14 protein-coding genes are annotated in these 20,969 nt (G+C 71.0%); 8 read left to right on the forward strand and 6 right to left on the reverse strand.

The features are described from left to right. Positions 1 to 12: 12 nt before the first annotated feature. Genes ABT295_RS14835 through ABT295_RS14845 form a run of 3 tightly spaced genes read left to right on the forward strand, consistent with a single transcriptional unit; the run spans position 13 to position 7,944 of the window. Complete coding sequence (locus ABT295_RS14835) at positions 13 to 3,429, forward strand: GH36-type glycosyl hydrolase domain-containing protein (protein ID WP_352395177.1); 3,417 nt, start codon at positions 13 to 15, stop codon at positions 3,427 to 3,429. A 1-nt stretch (position 3,430) separates the two neighbouring features. Further along, complete coding sequence (locus tag ABT295_RS14840; RefSeq protein WP_352395178.1) at positions 3,431 to 5,617, forward strand: glycoside hydrolase family 3 N-terminal domain-containing protein; 2,187 nt, start codon at positions 3,431 to 3,433, stop codon at positions 5,615 to 5,617. Beyond that, positions 5,614 to 7,944, forward strand: coding sequence for a beta-galactosidase (locus tag ABT295_RS14845; RefSeq protein ID WP_352395179.1), 2,331 nt, complete (start codon positions 5,614 to 5,616; stop codon positions 7,942 to 7,944). Before ABT295_RS14840 ends, ABT295_RS14845 begins: the two co-directional genes overlap by 4 nt. A 218-nt stretch (positions 7,945 to 8,162) precedes the next feature. Here ABT295_RS14845 and ABT295_RS14850 read toward each other — a convergent pair whose 3' ends face one another. The 3 genes from ABT295_RS14850 to ABT295_RS14860 form a co-directional block, all read right to left on the reverse strand. Further along, positions 8,163 to 8,723: an AAA family ATPase gene (locus ABT295_RS14850; protein WP_352395180.1), complete on the reverse strand. Its 561-nt coding sequence runs from the start codon at positions 8,721 to 8,723 to the stop codon at positions 8,163 to 8,165. Between the two features lie 147 nt (positions 8,724 to 8,870). Beyond that, complete coding sequence (locus ABT295_RS14855; RefSeq protein WP_352395181.1) at positions 8,871 to 10,094, reverse strand: SNIPE associated domain-containing protein; 1,224 nt, start codon at positions 10,092 to 10,094, stop codon at positions 8,871 to 8,873. Positions 10,095 to 10,237: 143 nt separating this feature from the next. Beyond that, positions 10,238 to 11,515 (reverse strand): hypothetical protein, encoded by a 1,278-nt coding sequence (locus ABT295_RS14860; RefSeq protein ID WP_352395182.1) that lies wholly within the window; start codon positions 11,513 to 11,515, stop codon positions 10,238 to 10,240. A 339-nt stretch (positions 11,516 to 11,854) separates the two neighbouring features. Between ABT295_RS14860 and ABT295_RS14865 the strand changes: the two genes are divergently transcribed. Both ABT295_RS14865 and ABT295_RS14870 read left to right on the forward strand, forming a co-directional pair. Continuing rightward, positions 11,855 to 12,814, forward strand: coding sequence for a nuclease-related domain-containing protein (locus ABT295_RS14865; RefSeq protein ID WP_352395183.1), 960 nt, complete (start codon positions 11,855 to 11,857; stop codon positions 12,812 to 12,814). A gap of 352 nt (positions 12,815 to 13,166) precedes the next feature. Beyond that, on the forward strand, positions 13,167 to 14,063 hold the full coding sequence (locus ABT295_RS14870; RefSeq protein WP_352395184.1) for a hypothetical protein: 897 nt from the start codon (positions 13,167 to 13,169) through the stop codon (positions 14,061 to 14,063). Between the two features lie 209 nt (positions 14,064 to 14,272). On the opposite strand, the gene ABT295_RS14875 is transcribed toward ABT295_RS14870, so the two are convergent. Continuing rightward, complete coding sequence (locus ABT295_RS14875) at positions 14,273 to 16,105, reverse strand: GMC family oxidoreductase (protein WP_352395185.1); 1,833 nt, start codon at positions 16,103 to 16,105, stop codon at positions 14,273 to 14,275. Positions 16,106 to 16,243: 138 nt separating this feature from the next. On the opposite strand from ABT295_RS14875, the gene ABT295_RS14880 reads away from it, so the two are divergent. After that, positions 16,244 to 16,816 carry a mycothiol transferase gene (locus ABT295_RS14880; protein WP_352395186.1) on the forward strand — a complete coding sequence of 191 codons (573 nt, stop codon included), beginning with the start codon at positions 16,244 to 16,246 and terminating at the stop codon, positions 16,814 to 16,816. A gap of 25 nt (positions 16,817 to 16,841) precedes the next feature. Here ABT295_RS14880 and ABT295_RS14885 read toward each other — a convergent pair whose 3' ends face one another. Continuing rightward, positions 16,842 to 17,801 (reverse strand): alkaline phosphatase family protein, encoded by a 960-nt coding sequence (locus ABT295_RS14885; protein WP_352395187.1) that lies wholly within the window; start codon positions 17,799 to 17,801, stop codon positions 16,842 to 16,844. 134 nt (positions 17,802 to 17,935) lie between these two features. Between ABT295_RS14885 and ABT295_RS14890 the strand changes: the two genes are divergently transcribed. Further along, entirely contained in the window at positions 17,936 to 18,835 is a 900-nt protein-coding gene (locus tag ABT295_RS14890; protein ID WP_352395188.1) for a hypothetical protein, read from the forward strand. Between the two features lie 5 nt (positions 18,836 to 18,840). On the opposite strand, the gene ABT295_RS14895 is transcribed toward ABT295_RS14890, so the two are convergent. Next, positions 18,841 to 19,203, reverse strand: a complete 363-nt coding sequence (locus tag ABT295_RS14895; RefSeq protein ID WP_352395189.1) for a hypothetical protein — start codon at positions 19,201 to 19,203, stop codon at positions 18,841 to 18,843. A 230-nt stretch (positions 19,204 to 19,433) separates the two neighbouring features. On the opposite strand from ABT295_RS14895, the gene ABT295_RS14900 reads away from it, so the two are divergent. Further along, complete coding sequence (locus ABT295_RS14900) at positions 19,434 to 20,888, forward strand: hypothetical protein (RefSeq protein ID WP_352395190.1); 1,455 nt, start codon at positions 19,434 to 19,436, stop codon at positions 20,886 to 20,888. Positions 20,889 to 20,969: the final 81 nt, after the last annotated feature.

Genomic DNA, 20,969 nt, shown 5'->3' on the forward strand with positions numbered 1-20,969 from the left:
TAGGAAGGACGGGTGCTCGATGACAACGCCGTCCTGACCGCTGCTCCGGTGCTCCACCTCGAGGGTGGCTCCGGGCTCTCCGCCGAGGTGCTCGCGAACGGCGCCCTGCGCCGCCTCGAGGCCTTCGGCACGAGTCTGGTGCTCCACCCCGCGACCGTCGCGGAGGCCGGGCTCACCAACGTCCACCTCCGGGTGCACCGGCCGGACGGCATCCGGCGGCGGGCCCTGCTCGGCCCGGGCAGCGACTCCGTCGTCACCTTCGGTCGCCACGAGATGACCGTCACCGGTCGCCACGAGTCGGTCGCCTACCGCCTGCGCCTGCGCCTCGGCGCGGAGCTGCCGAGCTGGCACTGGGACGTCGAGCTGACGAACGCCGGCGCCGAGCCGGTCACCGTCGACGTCGTGCTGACCCACGACCCCGCCCTCGCGCCGCTCGGTGCGGTGCGGACGAACGAGTACTACGTCAGCCAGTACCTCGACATCACGCCCGTCGCGACGGCCGAGCACGGCACGGCCGTCGCCGTGCGCCAGAACATGCCGGGCACGCGAGTGCCGTGGCTCATGGTCGGCACCGTGGGCACGGGCGCCGGCTGGGCCACCGACGCCCTGCAGCTCGTCGAGCGCACCGGCCGCGAGGTGCGGTGGACCGGCCTCGACGCCCCGGACCTGCCGGCCCGTCGCCTCCAGCACGAGCACTCCCTCATCGCCCTGCAGGACGCGCCGGTCGAGCTCGCCCCTGCCGCCACGCGCACGACCGGCTTCTGGGGCGTCGCGGTCGAGGACCACCCCGAGGCGACGTCCGACGCCGACGCCGGGTGGGCCGAGCGCGTCGCGGCCGCAGCGCCGGCGCGCGCCAAGTCGCCCGCTGCGTCCGACGACGAGCGCCACGGCCACGAGGCACCGGTGGGCGCCACGCTGTGGTCGCAGAGCCCCGCGTTCGCCTCACGCCCGCTGCGGCACGACGAGCTCGACGCCGCCGGCCTGCTCGAGGGCCGCACGCACGTCGAGACCGCCGCCGACGGCACCGAGCTGGCCTGGACGGTGCGTGGCGGCCAGCTCGTGACGCCGGAGAAGGAGCTCGCCGTGCTGCGCCCGCACGGCCACCTGCTGCGCACCGGCGACGCCTTCACCCCCGACTCCCGCTCGCTCGCCTCCACCGTCTGGATGGCCGGCACCTTCCACTCCCAGATCACCCGGGGCCACGTGGGCCGCAACCCCGTCGTCACGGGCCGCCGCACCTACCTCGGCCTCCAGCGCGCGCACGGCGTGCGACTCTTCGCCGAGGACGCCGACGGCGGCTGGTCGCTGCTCGAGACCCCGAGCGCGTGGTTCACCGGCCTCGACCACTGCACGTGGTGGTATGCCGCCGAGTCGGGCCCCGTGCTCACCGTCACCTCGAGCGCGCCTGCCGACACGCACGCGCTGACGCTCACCGTCGGGCAGCGCGGCGCCGCGCCGCGCCGGCTGCTCCTCGCACTGCAGGTCGCCGACGACCTGACCGACGCGCCGACCGTCGAGACCGCCGACGACCACGTCGAGGTGACGACGGCGGGCGACCCGCGCGCGTGGCGGCTCGGCTGGACCGGCCCCGGCACCGCCGAGGTCGGCGACGCGCGCCTCCAGGCCGACGGTGTGGGCCGCGGGCCCGGCTGGGTCACCGTGCTCTTCGAGCCGGCCGACCAGCTCGAGGTCGTCGTGTCGTCCGCACCCGGCTCGGGCGCGGCGTCCGACGGTGACGTCATCCCGGAGGGCGAGCGCCTCGGGGCGGCGTTCTGGGACAAGGCCGCCCATGCCATCACGCTCGACGGCTCGGCCCTCGGCGACGGTGGGGACGGCACGCACGCCGGCCGCTCGGTGGCCAACCTCGACGCCGCGCTGCCGTGGTTCACCCACAACGCCTTCGTCCACTACCTCTCCCCGCGCGGTCTCGAGCAGTTCTCGGGCGGGGCGTGGGGCACGCGCGACGTGTGCCAGGGGCCGGTCGGCCTGCTCACCGCCCTCGGGCGCCAGGACGCCGTGCGCGACGTGCTGCTGCGCGTGCTGCGCGCCCAGAACGCCCGCGGCGACTGGCCGCAGGCCTTCGAGTTCCTGCCGCCGCTGCCCGAGTCGGGCCAGCAGGACTCGCACGGCGACGTCGTGTTCTGGCCGGTGCTCGCCGTCGGCGACTACCTGCGCACGACGGGCGACGCGAGCCTGCTCGACGAGCTCGTCCCGTTCGTCGGCGACGACGCGCTCGGCGCGCCGGAGAGCGTGGCCGAGCACCTGCGCCGCGCGGTCGCGCGGATCACGGAGTGCACGGTGCCCGGCAGCCCGCTGCCGGCATACGGCCACGGCGACTGGAACGACTCGCTGCAGCCGGCCGACCCGCACCTGGCCGCGAACCTCGTGTCGACGTGGACCGCTGTGCTGCAGACGCAGTCACTGCGCACCCTCGCCGAGGGCCTGCACGCGACGGGCACGCCCGGCGACACGGCCACGCTCGCGGCCGACGCCGACGAGCTCGCCGAGCGCACCCACGACGCGCTGCTCGACCAGCTCGCGGCCGACCCCGTGCTGCCGGGCTACCTCCTGCACCACGAGGACGGCCACCTCGAGCCGCTCGTGCACCCGAGCGACGAGCGCACCGGCCTGCGCTACGGCGTGCTGCCGTGGATCCACGCCATCGGCGCCGACCTCATGACGCCCGAGCAGGCCCGTGACCACCTCCGGCTCATCGAGAAGCACCTGACCGGGCCTGACGGCGCGCGTCTCTTCGACCGGCCGGTCAGCTACGTCGGCGGGCCGATGACGGTCTTCCAGCGCGCCGAGGCGAGCACCTTCTGGGGCCGCGAGATCGGGCTCATGTACATGCACGCCCACCTGCGCTACGCCGAGGCCCTCGCCCGGGTCGGCGACGGCGCGGCGCTGCTCACCGCGCTCGCCAAGGCGAGCCCGGTCGGGCTGGACTCGCTCGTGCCGCAGGCGCTCCCGCGCCAGACGACGTGCTACTACTCCTCGTCCGACGGCGCCTTCACCGACCGCTACGACGCGCAGGAGCGCTACGCCGCGCTGCTCGCCGGCGACGTGCCGCTCGAGGGCGGTTGGCGCATCTACTCCTCGGGCCCGGGGCTCGTGCTGCGCCTCGTCACCGAGGTGCTGCTCGGCGTGCGCCAGCGGGACGAGCAGGTCGAGATCGACCCCGTGCTGCCGCCCTCGGGCGACGGCGAGGCCCGCGAGCTCGTCGCGACACTGCCGCTGGCCGGCACCGACCTCACCGTCCGCTACGTCGTCGGCCCCGAGGGCCACGGCGTGCGCCGCGTCACCGTGGGCGGGCGCGAGCTCGACCTGCGACCCCTCAGCAACCCCTACCGCCGCGCGGGGGTGGCCGTCCGGGCCGCCGACCTGCGTGCCGACGGGCACACCGACGAGATCATCGTGGAGACCCACTGACATGACCGACGCCCCCACCACGCCCCAGCGGCCGTGGCTCGATGCCACGCTGCCCGTCGAGGAGCGCATCGACCTGCTCATGGCGCAGATGACCCTGGCCGAGAAGGTCGGCCAGACGCACATGGTCGCCAACATCCACCCCAACGACGACGCCGCCGAGATCGCGTCGGGCCGCATCAGCTCGAGCCTCTACGCCTCGGGCGCCACCGCGGGCAACGAGCGCGACGCCGGCGTGCTCGTCGCGAACATCGACGCCGCGCAGCGGCACGCCGTCGAGGGCAGCCGGCTCGGCATCCCGCTCCTCTTCGGCCGCGACGTCATCCACGGGCACCGCACGGTGAGCCCCATCCCGCTCGGCATCGCCGCGTCGTTCGACGCCGACCTCGCCGAGCAGATCGGCGAGGTCGCGGCCCGCGAGGCGGCCGTCGACGGCGTCGCGTGGACCTTCACGCCGATGGTCGACATCTCCGAGGAGCCGCGCTGGGGCCGCGTCGCCGAGTCGCTCGGCGAGACGCCGGTGCTCTCGGGCCGGCTCGCCGCCTCGATCGTGCGCGGCTTCCAGGGCGACGACCCGGGCGACCCCGACCGGATCGCCGCGTGTGCCAAGCACTTCGCCGGCTACGGCTTGGGCGCGGGCGGCCGCGACTACGACACGGTGAGCGTCGGCGAGAACACGCTGCGCAACCTGCACCTGCGCCCGTTCAAGGCCGCCGTCGACGCGGGCGTGCTGAGCCTCATGGCCGCGTTCAACGACGTCGACGGCACGCCGATGCACGCCCACGAGCACCTGCTGCGCGAGGTGCTCAAGGACGAGTGGGGCTTCGACGGCGTCGTCGTCGCCGACTGGAACGGCGTCGGACAGATCGTCTTCCAGGGCGCGGCGGCCGACCAGCGCGAGGCCGCGCGCCTCGCCATCCGCGCCGGTGTCGACCTCGACATGGTGAGCGGCGCCTACCTCGAGCACCTCGAGGAGCTCGTCGAGACGGGCGAGGTCGAGCTCGCGCTCGTGGACGACGCGGTGCGCCGCGTGCTGCGCCTCAAGTTCCGCCTCGGCCTCTTCGAGCGGCCGTATGCCGGCCGGCCCGGTGCGTCGAACGCGCCGACCCCCGAGACCCGCGAGATCGCCCTCCGGGCGGGGCAGGCCGCGCACGTGCTCGTCAAGAACGACGGCGTGCTCCCGCTCGATGCGTCGGCCGACGCCGGATCGGTCCTGCTGACGGGCGGATTCGTCGACGACGGCGACGCGCTGCTCGGCACGTGGGTGCTCGACGGGCGCGGCGAGGAGGTCGTGACGCCGGCCGACGCCCTGCGCGAGCGCCTCGGCGACCGCCTCACCGTGGGCGACGGCCGGTTCTCCGACGTGACGCTGATGCAGGCCCGCGCGGCCGAGACGACGGTCATGCTGCTCGGCGAGCACCGGTCGCGCTCCGGCGAGGCGCAGTCGGTCGTCGACATCGGCCTGCCGCCGGGCCAGCTCGAGGTGCTCCGGTCGGTCGCCGCGTTCGGCAAGCCCCTGGTCGCGGTCGTCTACACCGGGCGGCCGCTCGACCTCAGCGAGGTGCTCGACCTCGCCGATGCCGTTCTCGTCGTGTGGCACCCGGGCACCGAGGCCGGCAACGCCCTCGCCTCGGTGCTGCTCGGCGAGGTGGAGCCGCACGGCCGCCTGCCCATGACGTTCCCGCTCTCGGCGGGGCACATCCCGACGAGCACGCACCAGCGGCCGACGGGTCGGCTCATCCGCGCCGACGTCGACCACAAAGAAGGGCGCTACATCGACGCCCTCACCTACCCGCGGCTGCCCTTCGGCCTCGGCCTGTCCTACACGAGCGTCGACTACGGCGCCCCGACCGTGTCGGCCCCGACCCTGCCGCTCGACGGGTCGGTCACCCTCTCGGTGACCGTCACGAACACCGGCGAGCGGCCGTGCCGCGAGACCGTCCAGCTCTACTTCCGCGACCCCGTCGCCGAGGTGACCCGCCCCCTCGTCGAGCTCACCGACTGGGCGCTCGTCGACCTCGCACCCGGCGAGGCGCGCGAGGTCACCTTCGACGTGCGCGCCGACCAGGCGGCATACGTCGGCCGTGACCTCACGACCCGTGTCGACGAGGGCGAGATCGTCCTGCTCACCGGCCCCGACGCCGCCCGCCTCCAGCCCGTGTCCGTCACGGTGACGAAGAAGGACTCATGATCGAGATCAGCCAGCGCCAGATCCGCATCGACGGCGAGCCGCGCATCGTCATGTCGGGGGAGGTGCACTACTTCCGCGTGGCGCGCGCGGAGTGGAGCCAGCGGCTCGACCTGCTCGTCGAGGCCGGCTGCGACACCGTCGCGACCTACATCCCATGGATCTTCCACGAGCTGCCCGACGGCACCCTCGACGTCACCGGCGAGACGCGCCCCGAGCGCGACATCGGCGCGTTCATCGACCTCGCGGCGGAGAAGGGGCTGCGCTTCCTCGCGCGGCCTGGGCCCTTCCTCATGGCCGAGCTGAAGAACGAGGGCATCCCCTACCGCGTCTACCGCGAGCACCCCGAGGTCGTGCCGCTCGGCTGGGACGGCGTGCCCGTCACCTCGAGCACCGTCGACTACCTCGCGCCCGCCTTCCTCGCCGAGAGCGCGCGCTGGTTCGACGCGATCATGCCGGTGCTCGCGCCGCGGCTGCAGCCGGCCGGCGGACCGATCGTCGGCGTCCAGCTCGACAACGAGATCGGCATGCTCGCCTGGGTGACGAACTCGCCCGACCTCACCGACGGGCTCGTCGCGTCGTTCGGGGAGTTCGTGCGCGACCGTCATGGCAACGACCTGCCGTATGCCGCCGCGCCGGGCTCGGCGGAATGGGCTGGGGCCGTGCGCTCCCCCTCCGAGGCGGAGGCCGGCGCGCTGCGCCTCGACCTCGGACTCTTCATGCGGCAGCGGTTCGCCGCCTACGTGTCCGCTCTGCGCGCGATGTGCGAGGAGCGCGGCGTCAGCGGCGTGCCGTTCCTCATCAACATCCACGGCACCGAGGGCGGCAACGGCGCGCCGTTCCCCATCGGCATCAGCCAGCTCGTCGACACGTATGCCGGCATCCCCGGCATGCTGTCGGGCTCGGACCACTACCTGGGCGAGGCCACGCTCAACACGATGACCGACCTCTACGTCATGAACGCCTTCATGGCGGCGGTGCACGACTCCGACCAGCCACTCACGTCGCTGGAGTTCGAGGCGGGTTCGGGGGACTACGGCGCGGGCGCGGAGATGCAGTACGACCCGTCGACGGCCGACCTCAAGACGCGCCTCTGCCTCGCGCAGGGCAACCGGCTCATCAACTACTACCTCTTCGCGGGCGGCATCAACCCGCCGCTCGACGAGACGGTCGATGACGGCAACGACCGCATCAGCTTCACCGGCGAGCGGCACGGCACGGCGGCGCCGGTCGGGCCGGAGGGCCAGCGCGGCTACGCCTATGAGGCGACCGCGGCGGCCGTGCGGGCGGTCAAGGCCAATGAGCCGTGGCTCGCCCGCATGGACGAGGACCACGACGACGTGACGCTCGGGCTCGTGCTCGACGCGTACATGACGGAGTACCACCACCCGGGGTCGGACGTGATGACGGAGGTCGTTGACGACCTGACGTCGCACCGCGGCGCGGGCGAGCGCAAGGCGCTGGCGCGCTCGCTCCTGCTGGGCGGCTTCCGGTTCGGCGCGACGCACCTCGAGCGGCGCGACCCCGCGCCGGGAAGCACGGTGCTCGTCGGGTCAGGGCGCTTCATGTCCTCGGCCGTGCAGGAGCGGCTCGTCGGCCACATCGGCTCGGGGGGCAACCTCGTGCTGATGGGCCGCGTGCCGCAGCGCGACCTCGACGGCTCGCCGTGCACCCTGCTCGCAGATGCCCTCGGCATCCGTCCGCAGGAGGTGCTGCGCGACAGCGGGCACTACTTCCCCTCGCTCGTCGCGCACGGGTGGGCGCAGCCCTGGCCCGAGATGCGGGCTGGCTGGATCGAGCCGCTCGAGCACTCGCGCGGTGACGTAGTGCTGACCGACGTCTACGGCGCCGTGTGCGGCCTCGAGGTGGGGCTGGGGTCGGGCAAGGCGATCGTGCTCTCGGCGCAGCTGCCCTCGGACTCGCTCTTCTTCGACCGCGCCCTCGCAAGTTTGGGGGTGACCCCTGGGCTGCGCCTCGAGACGCAGTGGCCGGGGGTGTTCGCCACGACGACGAGCACAGCGGACGGCCAGCGGGCGGTCCACGTCATCAACACGTCCGGCGCGCCGGCGTCGGTGACGGTCGCGCTCGACGGCACGGCGATCGCGAGTGGGGCTTCGCTGCTCGTGCCGGCGCGCTCGGGCCACATCCTGCCGCTGGGGCTCGAGGTTGGCGGTCGCCGCCTCGACTGGGCCTCCGCCGAGATCGCCGGAGTCGACGAGGACGGCACCATCCACTTCCGCCCCGGCCTCGACGACGACGGCCGCACGACGGTCATCGTCGACGGCCTCCCGGTCGAGCTCCCGTCTGGAGAACACACCCTGGCTCCCTGAGCCCAAGCGCCACGAGCGGCCGAGGTGACGACAAGAAGTCGCGCCCTGGCCGTTCCGCTACATCCCAAGAGCAGCTCTCGACTAGCCCTATCCCGCCCACTATGGGTGTCTCAATGACGCCGAACTCGTGAGCGACTTGCGGAATCCTGTCCGATCTGGGCGTTCCGGTCTGCTTGGGCCCGTCTAACGAACGAGTTACTTCCTTCCCGCAGAGCGGGTCACGATGTGAGCGCCACGGGGTTGATCTTCACCGCTTTACACATGTTTTCGAAGTGGTCCGCGTCAACCGATCGCAGAAACTCCATGCAGCGCCGAACGTCGCTAAATACAGCGCGAGCATCCAGCACTTCCACGGTTTCATGGCCCTCCCCGTGGGAGAAGCGGTTACAGAAGTCGTACACAGCTCGATAGGGCTCGTTTGGCTCCTTCTCCTTGGCGTCGATGGCCGCTTCGCCAAGCGTGACGATGGCGTCCGCGTTCTCGCCCTCGAGAAACTCGGACAGGTTCGTCTCGACCCACTTGCGGGTGAAGACCGCCATCGCTGGCGAAGGCCCGCCGTCGCCTGCGTCAATTGGGACCCTTTGTTTGTCGTCACGCTCCCAGATCATGGCGGTGGCTGCGTCAGCAGCGGAGATGCTGAGCAGCGCCTCGGCGAGGGTGGACTTTCCACTGCCGTTGTGCCCGTAGACGACAGTGGCGCGCCCGAGGGGCACTTCGGGCGGCCAGAAGCCCGGCGCCAGTGACCGCCACTGGCTCTTTACATCGAGTCGGCGAAGCATGGGCTGACAGTACTTGCGGCCGCCGACACGAGAGATGACTTCGCGTCGTCGCGTCTCTCCGCCGCGAGAGCGGCCACGTCACTCCGCCGCGAGAACGGCCACATCACAGCCCCGCGAAACCGCCACGCACTTCGGCGCGTGGCAGCTTCAGTCGACGGCCGGCCAGGAGCCGCGGCTCTGGAAGTACTCGACCGCTTCCGGGGCGCTCCTGAACTCGAGCAGACCGCCGACTTTGACAGTCAAGACGTCCCGCACCTCTTCGGGAGTGGCAAAGAAGAACTCCCTGCGTAGATTCACCCAGTTGACGCGCCGGTCGGCGAACTCCTTGTGAAGTTCGTGCTCCAGGGTGATCGCGTCATCGGAGAAGAACAGCGCATGAATGTCATAGGTGAACGGCACGGATGCATCGCCCAGCTCGCGAACGCGGTCGCGCGGCTCGAGTCGGCGTGTCATGCCGATCTTGACCACGTTCGGGCCGAACGCGCCGACATTAGAGATGACGTACACGTAGCCGGCGCGGATGTTCGCGGTCCTGTAGTCGTTGGCCTCGATGGCGGCGTCGATCTGACCAAGTCGTCCAGCCAGTTCACTTGCGGCGGCGTCGTCGCCGGAAGCGCGGAGTGCGGCAAGCGCGCTGACGTAGTGGGCTCGTTCCTTCTCCAGGCGTTCCCGCTCGGCAGCGAGCTCTTGCTCGGATCGCCGCTGCTCGCGCAGTAGCTCGCGCTCTACTCGAGCTCGCTCTCGCTCCTCCTGGACCTTCATCTGGTAGTCCGCGGTGAGCTCGATCTCAGCGAGCCGCAGGGCGTGGTACTCGGGATTGATCCGCATGTCCATCATCGCGCCTAGCTTCTCGATCGCTGCTACCGCCTTGTCGAGCCGGCGCGTCGCCGTGACGGCGTTGCCCGAGCGCAGTGACCGGACGCATGAGTCCGCTTCCGCGTTGTACGCCCGGAGCATGAGCTTGGACAAGTCCGACACCATTCGCCGCCCCTTGGCGAGACTGCCTGAGAAGGTGAACATGTCCGCCGCCAGCACCGCACGCCGGCCTTTGATGAAGTCGTCCACCTGCACCTCCAACTCACGGAGGCGGTCCCTGTAGGCGGCAGCGTTCTCCAAGGGATGGTGGTACCGGTAGATGCCCACGTCCTGGAGCACCTGCTGGTCGCTGAGTTCCACGATGTCATCAGCGGCTCCAACGGTCGCGGCCAGAGCCGCTTCCAACTCGATGACCCGGTGCCGCAGTCTGCTGATCTCCGCGTTTGCGGCTGAGGACGCTCCTGCTGAAGGCGGCTCGGACAAGGACACCGCAGGGTCGTCGGACGAGGGTTCCGACCCGGGACGCTCGAAGGACGGCTCCTTCACTTCGGGCACGGGCAGGGGCCACGCTTCGTGTTCTTCTGGCAGCCACAGCTGCCATCCCTCAGGCGGGTCGGGCCAAGAGGGGTCCGGCCGCCAGCCGGCGGGTGGGGTCCATCCCGGGGGTGGTGTGGGCCAGCCGGGTGGGGAGTTGAACTTCACCCCCGGCCCCGGACCCGGACGCCGGACGCGGTGTCGGCGGGCGTGAGGTCGAACGGGGTCTTGGACAGTGCGGCGCCCAAGTGGGTCAAGGTGGCATGGGGGACGATCCGAGCAAGGTCGAACTCGCTGAAGGAGTCGCGGTCGGCTGACACCACGGCCAGGGGCACGGTCTCCGGTAGTCCGGTGGCCGGGGCGGTGCGGTCCGCGCCGACCGTGAGTGCGATGGTGCGGATTTTGCCGGCGCGATCGGCTTCGAACACCTCGTGGAGGGTGCGCACCGCGCACTGCCAGACCGCGTCCGCGTAGCGCTCCTTCTGGGCCTTCACCGGGAGCATGCTCGGGGTGATCTCGTCCTTGCCCTTGACGTACCGGTACTCCTTCACAGCAGGCACGGCAGCTGGCTCGGGGACGCGGACCGTGAGCGTCAGCTCGCGGGAGTCGAGGTCGAAGGCGTAGTCGTGGCTAACTGGGAAGTGCTCCGGGTAGACCGAGTTGGATAGCACAACGCCGACATATTGTTCGATTGCATCGGGAACGTCGAACGCGAGGTTGTTGATGAGCTTCGTCAGCTCGGCATTGCGCTGCTCGGCGTCCGCCTCTCGCTGCGCGCATTCGCGCTCGTACGTCTGCTGGGTCACGCTCAAATCCTTGAGTCGCTCCGCCTCTGCCTGACCGCGCCGAGCCTGCTCGGCCACGTAGTCATCGTGCATCTTCTGGCAGTGTGCCTGCCACGCGCCGGTCTGCTGGCGGTGATCGGCCTCCGCCTGCGCGACAGCTCCTTGGTGCTTCTTCTTGCTGAAGACCCCGGAAAGGCCGGTGGGTGGCGGCGGGGCCACAAACTCGGGCTGCGGCGGGTAAACCAGCTCGGGCATTGGCTCGATAGGCACTGCAAGGCGCCCTGGGTTGAACGGCGGGTGCTCTACCGAGGTGACCTTCAAAGACTCCAAGTCGACGAAGTCGTCGACCTGCAGCGTTGCGGCGAGCAGTCCATCGATCTCGCCGTACACGTTCGCCAGCTCCACGTTCATGGAGTTGGCTTCGGCGACACGAGCCTCGGCATACAACTGTGCCGCGACCCTGTCAGCTGCCTTCTGCTCGGCAGCCGACGCACGGGCGGCCGCGGCTCGCGCGTTTTGCGCCTTCCGCCTCGCGGTCTCCGCCGCGCGCACCGCTGCAGCGTGCGCACGAGCAGCGGCCGCGTCCTGCTGACGCCGACGCTTCTCCGCCTGCTGGGCCTGGTGATGCATCTCCGCGAGGAACCCGCGCTTAGCCATCAGAACTCCCCTGTCACTGACACGCGACCGCCGCGCACCGTCGCCGTCCTTGATAGCAAAGGACTGGCATGAAATGTGTCGATTCGCATCGATGAACTCCAGCTACCCCCATTCGGCAGGAGTGGAGCTAACTCAAGATCAATGGATGCAGCACCAACGAGGGCTGTGCGCCCTAGGGCGCCATGCCCAGCTGTAATGAAGTGCGTCTCTCCGCCGCGTCAGGGGCTTGGGCTCCCCTGGCTTGCGGCACGACCCCGCTGCCCTTGAACGCGATCGAGCGATTCGTCCCAATTCTCAGGATCTGCGTACACGGAGCTCACGAGCAGGCATCCTCGAGGCGTGTTGTCCGCAGAGGTCTCATGGCGCCAGGAGCCAGGGATCAACCGCGCCTACGTCTGGTTCAGCGACGGCACCATCGCCGGCTACCGCGACCTCGACACGGGCAACGACCACCCGACGTCAACGGACTACACCCAGCTGATGCACCACGTGCTGGCCGACTGGGTCCACACCCACGGCATCGGCTGCGGTGAGACCTCCACCGAGCCTGAACCCCCTGAACTAAGCCCCGGGGGCGGCCTGCGCGGTTGGCTCACCCGACGGAAAGCGCGCCGGCAGCACTCCCGCGCCGTGGCCGCCCACCGAGAGTGGCAACTGGACCATCCACGCTGGAAGATCCCAGTCGACCCGCCACAGTCAGGCTGGCGCGACCTCGTCCGGAACGATCCCGGGCAAGCGCTCTGGCACCACGCCTCCCAACTGCCTGAGCCGCGGTGGTTCGACCTCACCGCCCAGCGGGAGACCCGCGCCTGGACCCAAGGCGCCCGCGGCGAAGAGACCGTAGCCGCCGAGCTGCGGCGCATCTCCCGACCGGGCGCGTGGCGCTACGTCCACTCGGTCCCCGTCGGGAACCGCGGCTCCGACATCGATCACGTGCTCGTCGGCCCAGCCGGCGTCTTCACCCTCAACACGAAGACACATCCCGGCGCCTCGATCTGGGTCGGCAAAAACACCTTCATGGTCAACGGACACAAACAGCCCTACCTGCGCAACTCCCGGCACGAAGCGGCCCGCGCCAGCCGACTGCTCACCACCGCTGTCGGTCGCCCGATCCAGGCACGCAGCATGATCGTCCTAGTCGACCCCGCCAGGCTCAACATTCGCACGCCACCGCAAGACGTCATCGTCACCACCCGACGTGGGCTGCACCGGTGGGCCTCAACCCAGCCCGTCGTACTCTCCGACCACGAGGTCGAGACCATCTTCGACCACGTCCGCCGCTCTACTACCTGGACGTAGTCCGGGCACCAACTGAACCCCGCTACCGGCACCCCATTTGGACCGGCCCCAGACCCTCAGCTCCTACGCGAGGAACCGCACACCCTTGCGTCACACCGCCGCGAGAGCGGCCACGTCACACCGCCGCGAGAGCGGCCACATCACACCGCCGCCTGCGGGCGCACGTGTCCCTCAGGGTCGAGAACCGGACGATCCGACGGCATGACAGCGAAGCGCCCATGATTGGCCCAGCCATGCAGCTCTAGCCCTCTGGGCTGCCGCTCTGCCGTCGGTAGCTACGAGCCGGAGCCCGTCTTCTCGTTCGGGTCAGGCGCAACGGCCAGATAATCCCTTTTCTGGCTACGCTGATGAGATGGCGGTGCCCTACCCACCCGACGGTCCGATTAACTACAGCCAAGAGATGGATCACCGCGTAGCGGTTGCCAGCAGGGTCGTTCAGGCCGCCATCGACGAGCTTCCGAACTGGGAGCTCATCTCGAAGCGGATCGCCGACGCACTTGGTCTCAATCTCGGTAACGGACATGACCGTGCTGTTGTTCAAGACGCCTTTTTGAAGGCTGAACTCGATCTCGAATGGACTAACGTCGTCGTCTACGAGAGCGACCACTTTCGCCGTCCAAGCGGTGCCAACGATCCCGCGCCAGTTCCCCCGGCGAGATTGCATGAAGTTGCAGAGGCCGTTTGGTCCCTCGGCTGGCCCAGCCCCGGCCACAAACCGAGTCGCTCAATCCACGAGTGCTTTCTAGCGCTCGGTGGGCGCTACCGCCACTGTGACGTCTACTGGGCGATGCACAAGTATCTAAAGGGCAATCGGTTGCGTGTGGTCCGTCGCAACTGGATGCTGCTCAAGGACGTCGAGACTGTGCTTTCCGACCCGACGTTGACTTCCGAAGAGCGCGAAGAGCTTGAGCGCGACCTGGAGAAGGACCTGGTTGAGGCTTACGTCATCTGGTTGGACCGCCCTGACGTCCGCAAGCACTTGTTCAGCAACGGGCGCGAAGCTGATTTGTACGACCAGGAGCGGCAGCTGATAATTGAGGCGAAAGCGAACCACCACGATGACGTCATGGTTGCGCACGGCATGGGTCAAGCCATGTACTACCGCTCCTTGAGCCAACTAGGCCCCGACGACCGGATCGCTGTACTGCTTCCCGGTCGTCCCAGTGAAGCGATCATCCGTCTGCTCTACATCTACGACGTCGGGCTCATTTATCGCGACGGCGACACATTCACAGAGCAACTTGCTTGATTCCCTCGTTCTTGGGGGCGTTCGAGAACTCTGGCGTGTGTCTTCCGGGCCTCAGCATCCGCTGGCATGCGGGCCCAACGACACGCACGCCTCTGCTGCTATCTGCTCATCATGCGATGGTCGCGAGGTGCGTCTATGCGCCGCGCGGCGTTGCGCGGGCTCCGTGTCGATAGGACTGCTGCCGTCCCTGCGTGTCGGTTCGAACTGCGTCAGCCGACCATCTCGTGCAGCTTCACGCCATGGTCGGTAGCGATCATCTCGGCAGCCTTCTCGCCGATCATGATGGCCGCGGCGTTCGTGTTGCCGCTGACGACGTTCGGCATGACGCTCGCGTCCGCCACGCGCAGCGCCCCGATACCGCGCACCCGCAGCCGGGGGTCGACGACGTCACCGATCCGGCACGTCGACGTCTGGTGGTAGACGGTCAGGGCGTAGTGCCGGGCGAAGTCCTCGAGCAGCGCGTCGCTCGGCTCGGCGCCGGCCACGTGGCCGTGCGCCTGCGCCAGGTGCGGCGGGATGACCGGGTCGCCCAGGCCGCCGCCGGGCCACGCCTTGGCGATCTCCAGCGCCCGGCGCATCACCGCGACCATGACCGCGACGTCGTGCGGGTCGGCGAAGTAGTTGAGCTCGATCCGCGGGTGGACGGCAGGGTCCTTGCTGACCAGCGTCACCGAACCCTCGGAGTGCGGCTGCACGGGGTTGGGCAGCACGACCACCTGCCCGCGGGTCGGGTCGAGGAAGGATGCCGGGTCGTCGAAGAACGCTGTCGGCGGCAGCCGGAAGACGCTCTCCCAGATGGCCGGCGTGTAGCCGCAGGCGAGGAAGCCGATCTGCGCGTCATGGGTGTGCTCGTCACCGAGCCCCGTGGAGAAGAAGGCGACGGCGTCGTAGAGCGACGATGACGCAATGCCGCGCCCGGTCGTGAACCACTCGCCGATGCGGCGCTCCGCCTCGGCCTTGGCAGCGGCGACCGGCTCGGGCAGGTCGACGTCGTCGGCGGGGTCGGCCGGCAGCGGACCGGCCGGAGCCCGCAGCGCATCCGGCCCGAGCGACAGCGCGACCTCGGTCATCGTCTCGCCGATGCCGTCGGCCGCGAACATCAGCGGGGTGTGCAGGTGGTCCTTGAGGTGGCGCCCGACGTCGGGCAGGTCGACGACGCAGTCGATCCCGACGACGGCGAGCTCGTCACGCGCACCGACCCCCGAGAGCAGCAGCAGGTGCGGGGAGCCGATGGCGCCCGCGCACAGCACCACCTCGGTGCCCGCGGCCACCTGCTCGTGGGCGCCGTCCTTGGCGCGGTAGGCGACGCCGGTGGCGCGCACCGACTCCCCGTCCGCCTCGAGCAGCACCCGCTCCACGAGCGCGCCCGTGACGACGGTGAGGTTCTCCCGGTCCATCGCCGGCTCGAGATAGGCGTGGAAGGTCGAGCTGCGCCGGCCGTCCTTCGTCGTCGTCTGAAAGAGCGAGGCCACCCCCTCGGGGTTGAGCCGGTCGCGGCCGTTGTAGTCACCCTGCTTGAGGCCCGCCGCGCCCGCGGCCTCGACGAACTCGTTCGACGCGCGCAGCACCGGCTCGCGCACCGACACCCCGACCGGCCCGTTGACACCGTGCATCTCGAGGTCGGGCTGCAGCTCGGGGCTGCTGACGAAGCCCTCGGCCTTGCGGAAGTAGGGCAGCACCTCCTCGTACGACCAGCCCTCCGCGCCGCCCGCCGCCCACGCGTCGAAGTCACCGGGGTGGCCGCGCACGTATGCCATGTAGTTGAGTCCCGACGAGCCGCCGAGCATCTTGCCGCGAGGCACCATCATCTGGCCGCCGACGAGGCCCTTGCCGACGCCGCCGGGGTCGGCGTTGAACATCCAGTCGGTCGTCGGGTCGTTCTGCAGGCTCGCGACCGCGGCAGGCACGAGCTCCGTGGGCGGCGGCGGCCCGCCGGCCTCGACCAGGCACACGCGGACGTCCCGGTCCTCGGTCAGGCGGGCGGCGACCACCGCCCCTGCCGACCCTGCCCCAACGATCACGTAGTCGTACGTCGAGCCCATCGAAACCACCTCGTCGTGGTGCCTCGCCCGATGGCGGGGACGGTGTCGCCACGCAACCACACTTGCGAAAGGCCCACAAGGGAGCGCTCGTCGGCATCACGGACGCCCCTCGTCCGGGAGAGTTCGTACCGTGAGGGCATGACACGAGACTTCGGCTTCGAGCCCGGCCAGCCACCGCAGTGGGACCTCGAGCGCTTCCTGCGCGGCGACGAGATCGACACCGCCGTCATCACTCTCGAGCGCAACCGGCGCACCTTCGCCTGGAAGTGCGCCCGGGTGGGCGCCGACGGCATGCGCACGAGGCTCGGTGCGTCGACGGTGACCCTTGGCGGCCTCCTCAAGCACTTGGCCTGGGTCGAGGAGCTCTACTTCCAGCACCGCCTCGCCGGCGTCCCGCCGATCGCCCCCTTCGACCGGCTGGACCTCGAGGAGGACTGGGACGAGCTGACCTGGACGACGGCGGCCGACGACACGCCCGACGAGCTGCGCGCGCTCTGGTCCCAGGCCGTGCACCGCTCGCGGGAGTCGCTCGACGAGGCACTAGCCCGGGGCGGGCTGGAGCAGACGACGAGTGACGGGATGAGCCTGCGCCGGGTGCTGGCCGACCTCGTCGAGGAGTACGCGCGCCACACCGGGCACGCCGACCTGCTCCGCGAGGACCTCGACGGCGAGACCGGCGAAGGGCCGCCGAGAGACTTCCCGACGCCCTGACCCCGCACGAGCCGGGCCCCTCCCGTCAGCCCCCGCCGAGAGGCAGGTTGAAGGTGGAAGCCATCGAGGTGGCGGTCGCCGCCTGGCCCAGAGGCGGCGCGCCGAGCACCTCGCTGTAGAGGCGCGCCAGCGAGTAGTGGTCGAGCGGCGTCGTGTCGACGACGCTGTGCAGCGACGGGTGGGCGACCGTGGTCAGCACGACGTTGCCGTGGTGGCGGTCGTCCTCGTCGGCGGTCACGACGATCGCGAGACGCCCTGCGCGCCAGTCGGGTCCGGACATCACGGCCTCGACCTGCGTCCTGAGCCACCGGTCCGCGGTCGCCAGGTCGCAGTCGTGGGCGTCGTTGCACACGTCGGGAATGACCATGCCCGCGTTCGGCAGCTGCCCGCCGGCGGCATCCGTGCTTAGCTGCATCAGCGGGACGTCGAACTGCTTGCACGCGGCGCGCTCGCCCAGGTGGTACGCCCACGGGTTGTGCCGCACGGCATACGTCCCGGAGCTCGCGGTGGCGCAGGTGCCCGGCATCCCCTCGGCATAGAGCTTCGCCGTCCCGCCCACGCTGAGCGCCTGCCCGAAGACCGACGGCTGGTCGGTCGCGTGGCTCGCGGGCGGGGCGTCGTCGACGATGCCGGCCGTGCTGCCGCCCGTCATCGCCAGGTAGTTGGGTAGCGACGGGTGCGTCACGGCCCGATAGCTCGTCGCGGCACCGAACTTCCGGCCGAGCGCGACCGTGTAGGGCATCGCCGCGCTCATCTGGTCGAGCGAGTGGTTCTCGACGACGAAGACGAGCAGCTTGCTCACCGCTGCGGGCTGCGCGGAGGTTGAGGTGGACGAGGTCGACGGGATCGCTGTCGAGGTGGCGGGCGCCGAGGATGCCGTCGCCGGTGCACTGGTCTGGGCGCTCGGTGCGGTCGGTGCGCCCGACCCGCAGGCGCCGAGCAGCACCGCGGTGGCGAGCGCCCACCCGAGCACCTTGTTCGACACGCGACCTCCACGGTCCGGAGCGGCCTGTGGAGTGGACGGTACGCCGTGCCGCTCGGGGCGGGCTGGGAAGCGCGGGTCGTCCTGCGGCTCGGGGCCGTTGCGCGTCGCGCGGCCGCGGGGGTTCCATGACCTGTATGCGCGTTCGGCTCGGCCACGGCCCGCGGTGGGTGGCGGCCGCGGCGTGCGCGGCGCTTCTCGCCGCCGGCTGCCTCTCGGCCTGCGACGCCGACCCGGCTGCGAGCGCCCCGGCGAGCACGAGCCACGCGTCGTCCGGTCCGGGCGACACCACCACCGTGCGCGTGCTGCAGCTGAACCTCTGCAACAGCGGGCGCGCCGCCTGCTACACCGGCGGCGACGCCGTCGACCTGGCCGTGGGGCTCGTCCACGACGACCGACCCGACGTGGTCACCCTCAACGAGATCTGCCGTGACGACGTGACCGTCTTCGAGCGGGCGATGTCCGCTGCGCACCCGACCACCACGGTGGCCGCGGCCTTCGCGCCCGCCCCGAACCGCCTGACCCACAGCCCCGTCACGTGCCGGGACGGCGAGGACTTCGGCGACGGCGTGCTCGTCGCCGTCCCGCGGTCGGCGCTGGCCGCAGCCGCAGCCACAGACACGCGCCCCCGCTCCAGTGTCTACCCGGTGCAGGACCCCGCCGACCCGGAGGAGCGCGTCTGGGTCTGCATCGACGTGCGCACCCGCTTCGCGGCCTGCACGACGCACGCGGCGAGCACCGACGCGACGGTGGCGCTGCGCCAGTGCCGCCACTTCCTGACCGACGTCGTGCCCGACGCCGTCCGGGCCGAGGAGGGCATCCCGCTGGTCCTCGGCGCCGACCTCAACCTCTCGGCCGCCGGCTCACCCGGCGTGCAGTCGTGCCTACCGACCGGCTACCAGCGCGCCGACGACGGCGGCGTCCAGCACGTCGTGACGAGCCCCGGCACCGTGCTGCGGTCACGCAAGGTCATCGACATGCAGGGCACGACCGATCACCCCGGCCTGCTCGTCGACGTCGCCCTGCCGCGACCCTGAGCGCCTCAGGAGGCGCAGACCGCGAAGACCTTGGCGGAGTAGGACGTCGTGCGGAACGTCCAGCCGTTGGCGTCCGAGTACTTCCCGGTGATCTGCTTCGCCGTCGCCTTCCAGCCGTTGGCGTTCGGCATCGAGCCGGTCAGCAGGTACTCCCGGCTGCTGGTGTAGCCGAAGTAGTCGTCGGGCAGCGAGCCGACGCCGCCGCCCGTCATCCGCGTGCCGGCGGGGCAGGCGACCGAGCCGGTGCCCGACACCGTCTTCGTCGTGTCGAAGTAGTTGACGGCAGCCTGGACCGCCGGAGGTGACACGAGGACGCCGACGGCGATCCCGAGCGTGGTGAAGCCGGCGTACGTGGCGCGCTTGCGCATGGAGGTTCCCCTATCCCGCGAGACCCTCCCGCAGACCGGGTGGAACGCTACGGCGCCGGCGCGCGCCGCGTGCCCGTTTTGCGAATTTTGACCCGCACGCTCGGACGCCGACGCATCGCTGACCGCCCGCTGCCAAGGCGCTGGGCATCGGCTGCCGATGCCCCCATCTGCCGTGGGCGCTGCGTATCGTCGGGAGGGACCAGCCGACCGCGACCCGATCGAGGCCCCCGATGACGGCCCCACCCCGCGCACCCGTGCGCGCCGCCGGTGGGTCACGCTCCGGCTGGCAGCCACCGCGCGCGCTGCTCGTCGTCGGGGTCCTCGTCGTCGCGCTCCTGCTCACGGATGCCGTCGCCCAGGCGGTCACGCCCTACATCCGCCGCGACGACTGGCCCTACCTGCTGCCGCCGCACACGCCCGACGCCACCGACGTCTACGCGAAGAACCTCAACGAGGGTCGCTGGCTCAACTGGGTGTGGTGGCTCGTCGTGGGCCAGCACGGCACGGCGGTCAGCGCCGCGCTCACGTACGTGGCGGCATACGCCCTCTTCGTCGCGGGGTTCTGGCGGCTCGTGCGGCGCCGGCTGCCTTCGCTGCACTGGGCGGTCGACGCGCTGCTCGGCCTCGGGCTCTTCACCTCCGTGCTCTGGGTGCACCTCTTCTACTGGCCGGGCACGCTGACGCCCTCGGTGCTCGTGGCCGCCGCGGGCGTGTGGACGCTGCCCGCGGCGTCGCGGCGCCGGTCGCACCTCGCGCTCTGGCTGCTCGGAACGACCGTGCTCGCGGTGCTCACCTACCCGCCCGTCGCCGGGGTGCTGATCGTCTGCGTGGCCCTCCAGCTCGGCGCGCAGTCGTGGCGCCGGCTCGCGCTCGTGGGCCTCGGCTTCCTGCTCGCGTATGCCGTCGGCATCGGCGTCGTCTACGTGCTCAACGCGATCGCCTTCGGCCACCCCGGCGTCGTCGTGGCGGCCTGGCGGCGCCCGAACCCCCTGACGAGCCTCTACGACGCCAAGGTCAACACGCTCCGGGCGCTGCGCTCGCTGGCCCGGCTCGGCGTCGCCGTCTGGCCCGCGCTCGTCGTCGGGGTGGTCGCGGTCGCCGTGGGGCTGTGGGACCGCTCGGTGCGACCGCGTGTGCTGCGGGTGCTCGCCGCCGTGGCGCTCGTCGTCGGGCTGGGGGCGCTCCAGACGCTCGTCACCGGCGTCGTCACCGACCCGCGGGGCGAGCTGTGGGTGTGGCCGGCGGTCGTGCTGCCGGCCGCGCTGCTGCTCGCGGGCTCCCACTGGTCGCCGCGCGTCGGGGTGGCTGCGCTCGCGGCACTGGCCGTCATCGGCACCCTGACGTGGCGGGCTGACGTCGGCGACCACCAGGCGTCGCAGCGCCGCTACGCCGCGCTCGCGCAGGAGGCGACGGCGCTGCGTCCCGACGGCTCGCGCCCCCTCGTCGTGCTCTACCAGGCACCGCGCGAGCGGGCCACGGCGCGCGGGCGGATCACGGCCGGCACGCTGCAGATGATGATCCGGGCCGAGTCCGGGGGCCTCGTGCCCCGGTGGTGCCGACCGGCCGAGTGCACCCGGATCGCCGCACGGGCGCCGCACCGGGGGACGGCCGGCGGCGCGGGCACGGTCGTGCGCGTCGGCACCCTCGTCGGGGTCGTCGTGCCACACCCGCCCGCCCGGCTCTGAGCGCATCTGCCACTTTCGCCCCTTCGTCCCCCCGCGTACCTTTCGCGCTGCCGACCGCAGCGGCCAGGGGTAGGCCTGACC

The organism is Terrabacter sp. NPDC000476 (assembly GCF_040300125.1).
In the GTDB taxonomy this organism is placed as follows: Bacteria; Actinomycetota; Actinomycetes; order Actinomycetales; family Dermatophilaceae; genus Terrabacter.

Excerpts from the sequence above, each read along its gene's own strand:
- ABT295_RS14840 (WP_352395178.1), top strand. The coding sequence starts at position 3,431 with ATGACCGACGCCCCCACCACGCCCCAGCGGCCGTGGCTCGATGCCACG.
- ABT295_RS14845 (WP_352395179.1), top strand. The coding sequence starts at position 5,614 with ATGATCGAGATCAGCCAGCGCCAGATCCGCATCGACGGCGAGCCGCGC.
- ABT295_RS14850 (WP_352395180.1), bottom strand. The coding sequence starts at position 8,723 with ATGCTTCGCCGACTCGATGTAAAGAGCCAGTGGCGGTCACTGGCGCCG.
- ABT295_RS14860 (WP_352395182.1), bottom strand. The coding sequence starts at position 11,515 with ATGGCTAAGCGCGGGTTCCTCGCGGAGATGCATCACCAGGCCCAGCAG.
- ABT295_RS14870 (WP_352395184.1), top strand. The coding sequence starts at position 13,167 with ATGGCGGTGCCCTACCCACCCGACGGTCCGATTAACTACAGCCAAGAG.
- ABT295_RS14875 (WP_352395185.1), bottom strand. The coding sequence starts at position 16,105 with ATGGGCTCGACGTACGACTACGTGATCGTTGGGGCAGGGTCGGCAGGG.
- ABT295_RS14880 (WP_352395186.1), top strand. The coding sequence starts at position 16,244 with ATGACACGAGACTTCGGCTTCGAGCCCGGCCAGCCACCGCAGTGGGAC.
- ABT295_RS14890 (WP_352395188.1), top strand. The coding sequence starts at position 17,936 with ATGCGCGTTCGGCTCGGCCACGGCCCGCGGTGGGTGGCGGCCGCGGCG.
- ABT295_RS14895 (WP_352395189.1), bottom strand. The coding sequence starts at position 19,203 with ATGCGCAAGCGCGCCACGTACGCCGGCTTCACCACGCTCGGGATCGCC.
- ABT295_RS14900 (WP_352395190.1), top strand. The coding sequence starts at position 19,434 with ATGACGGCCCCACCCCGCGCACCCGTGCGCGCCGCCGGTGGGTCACGC.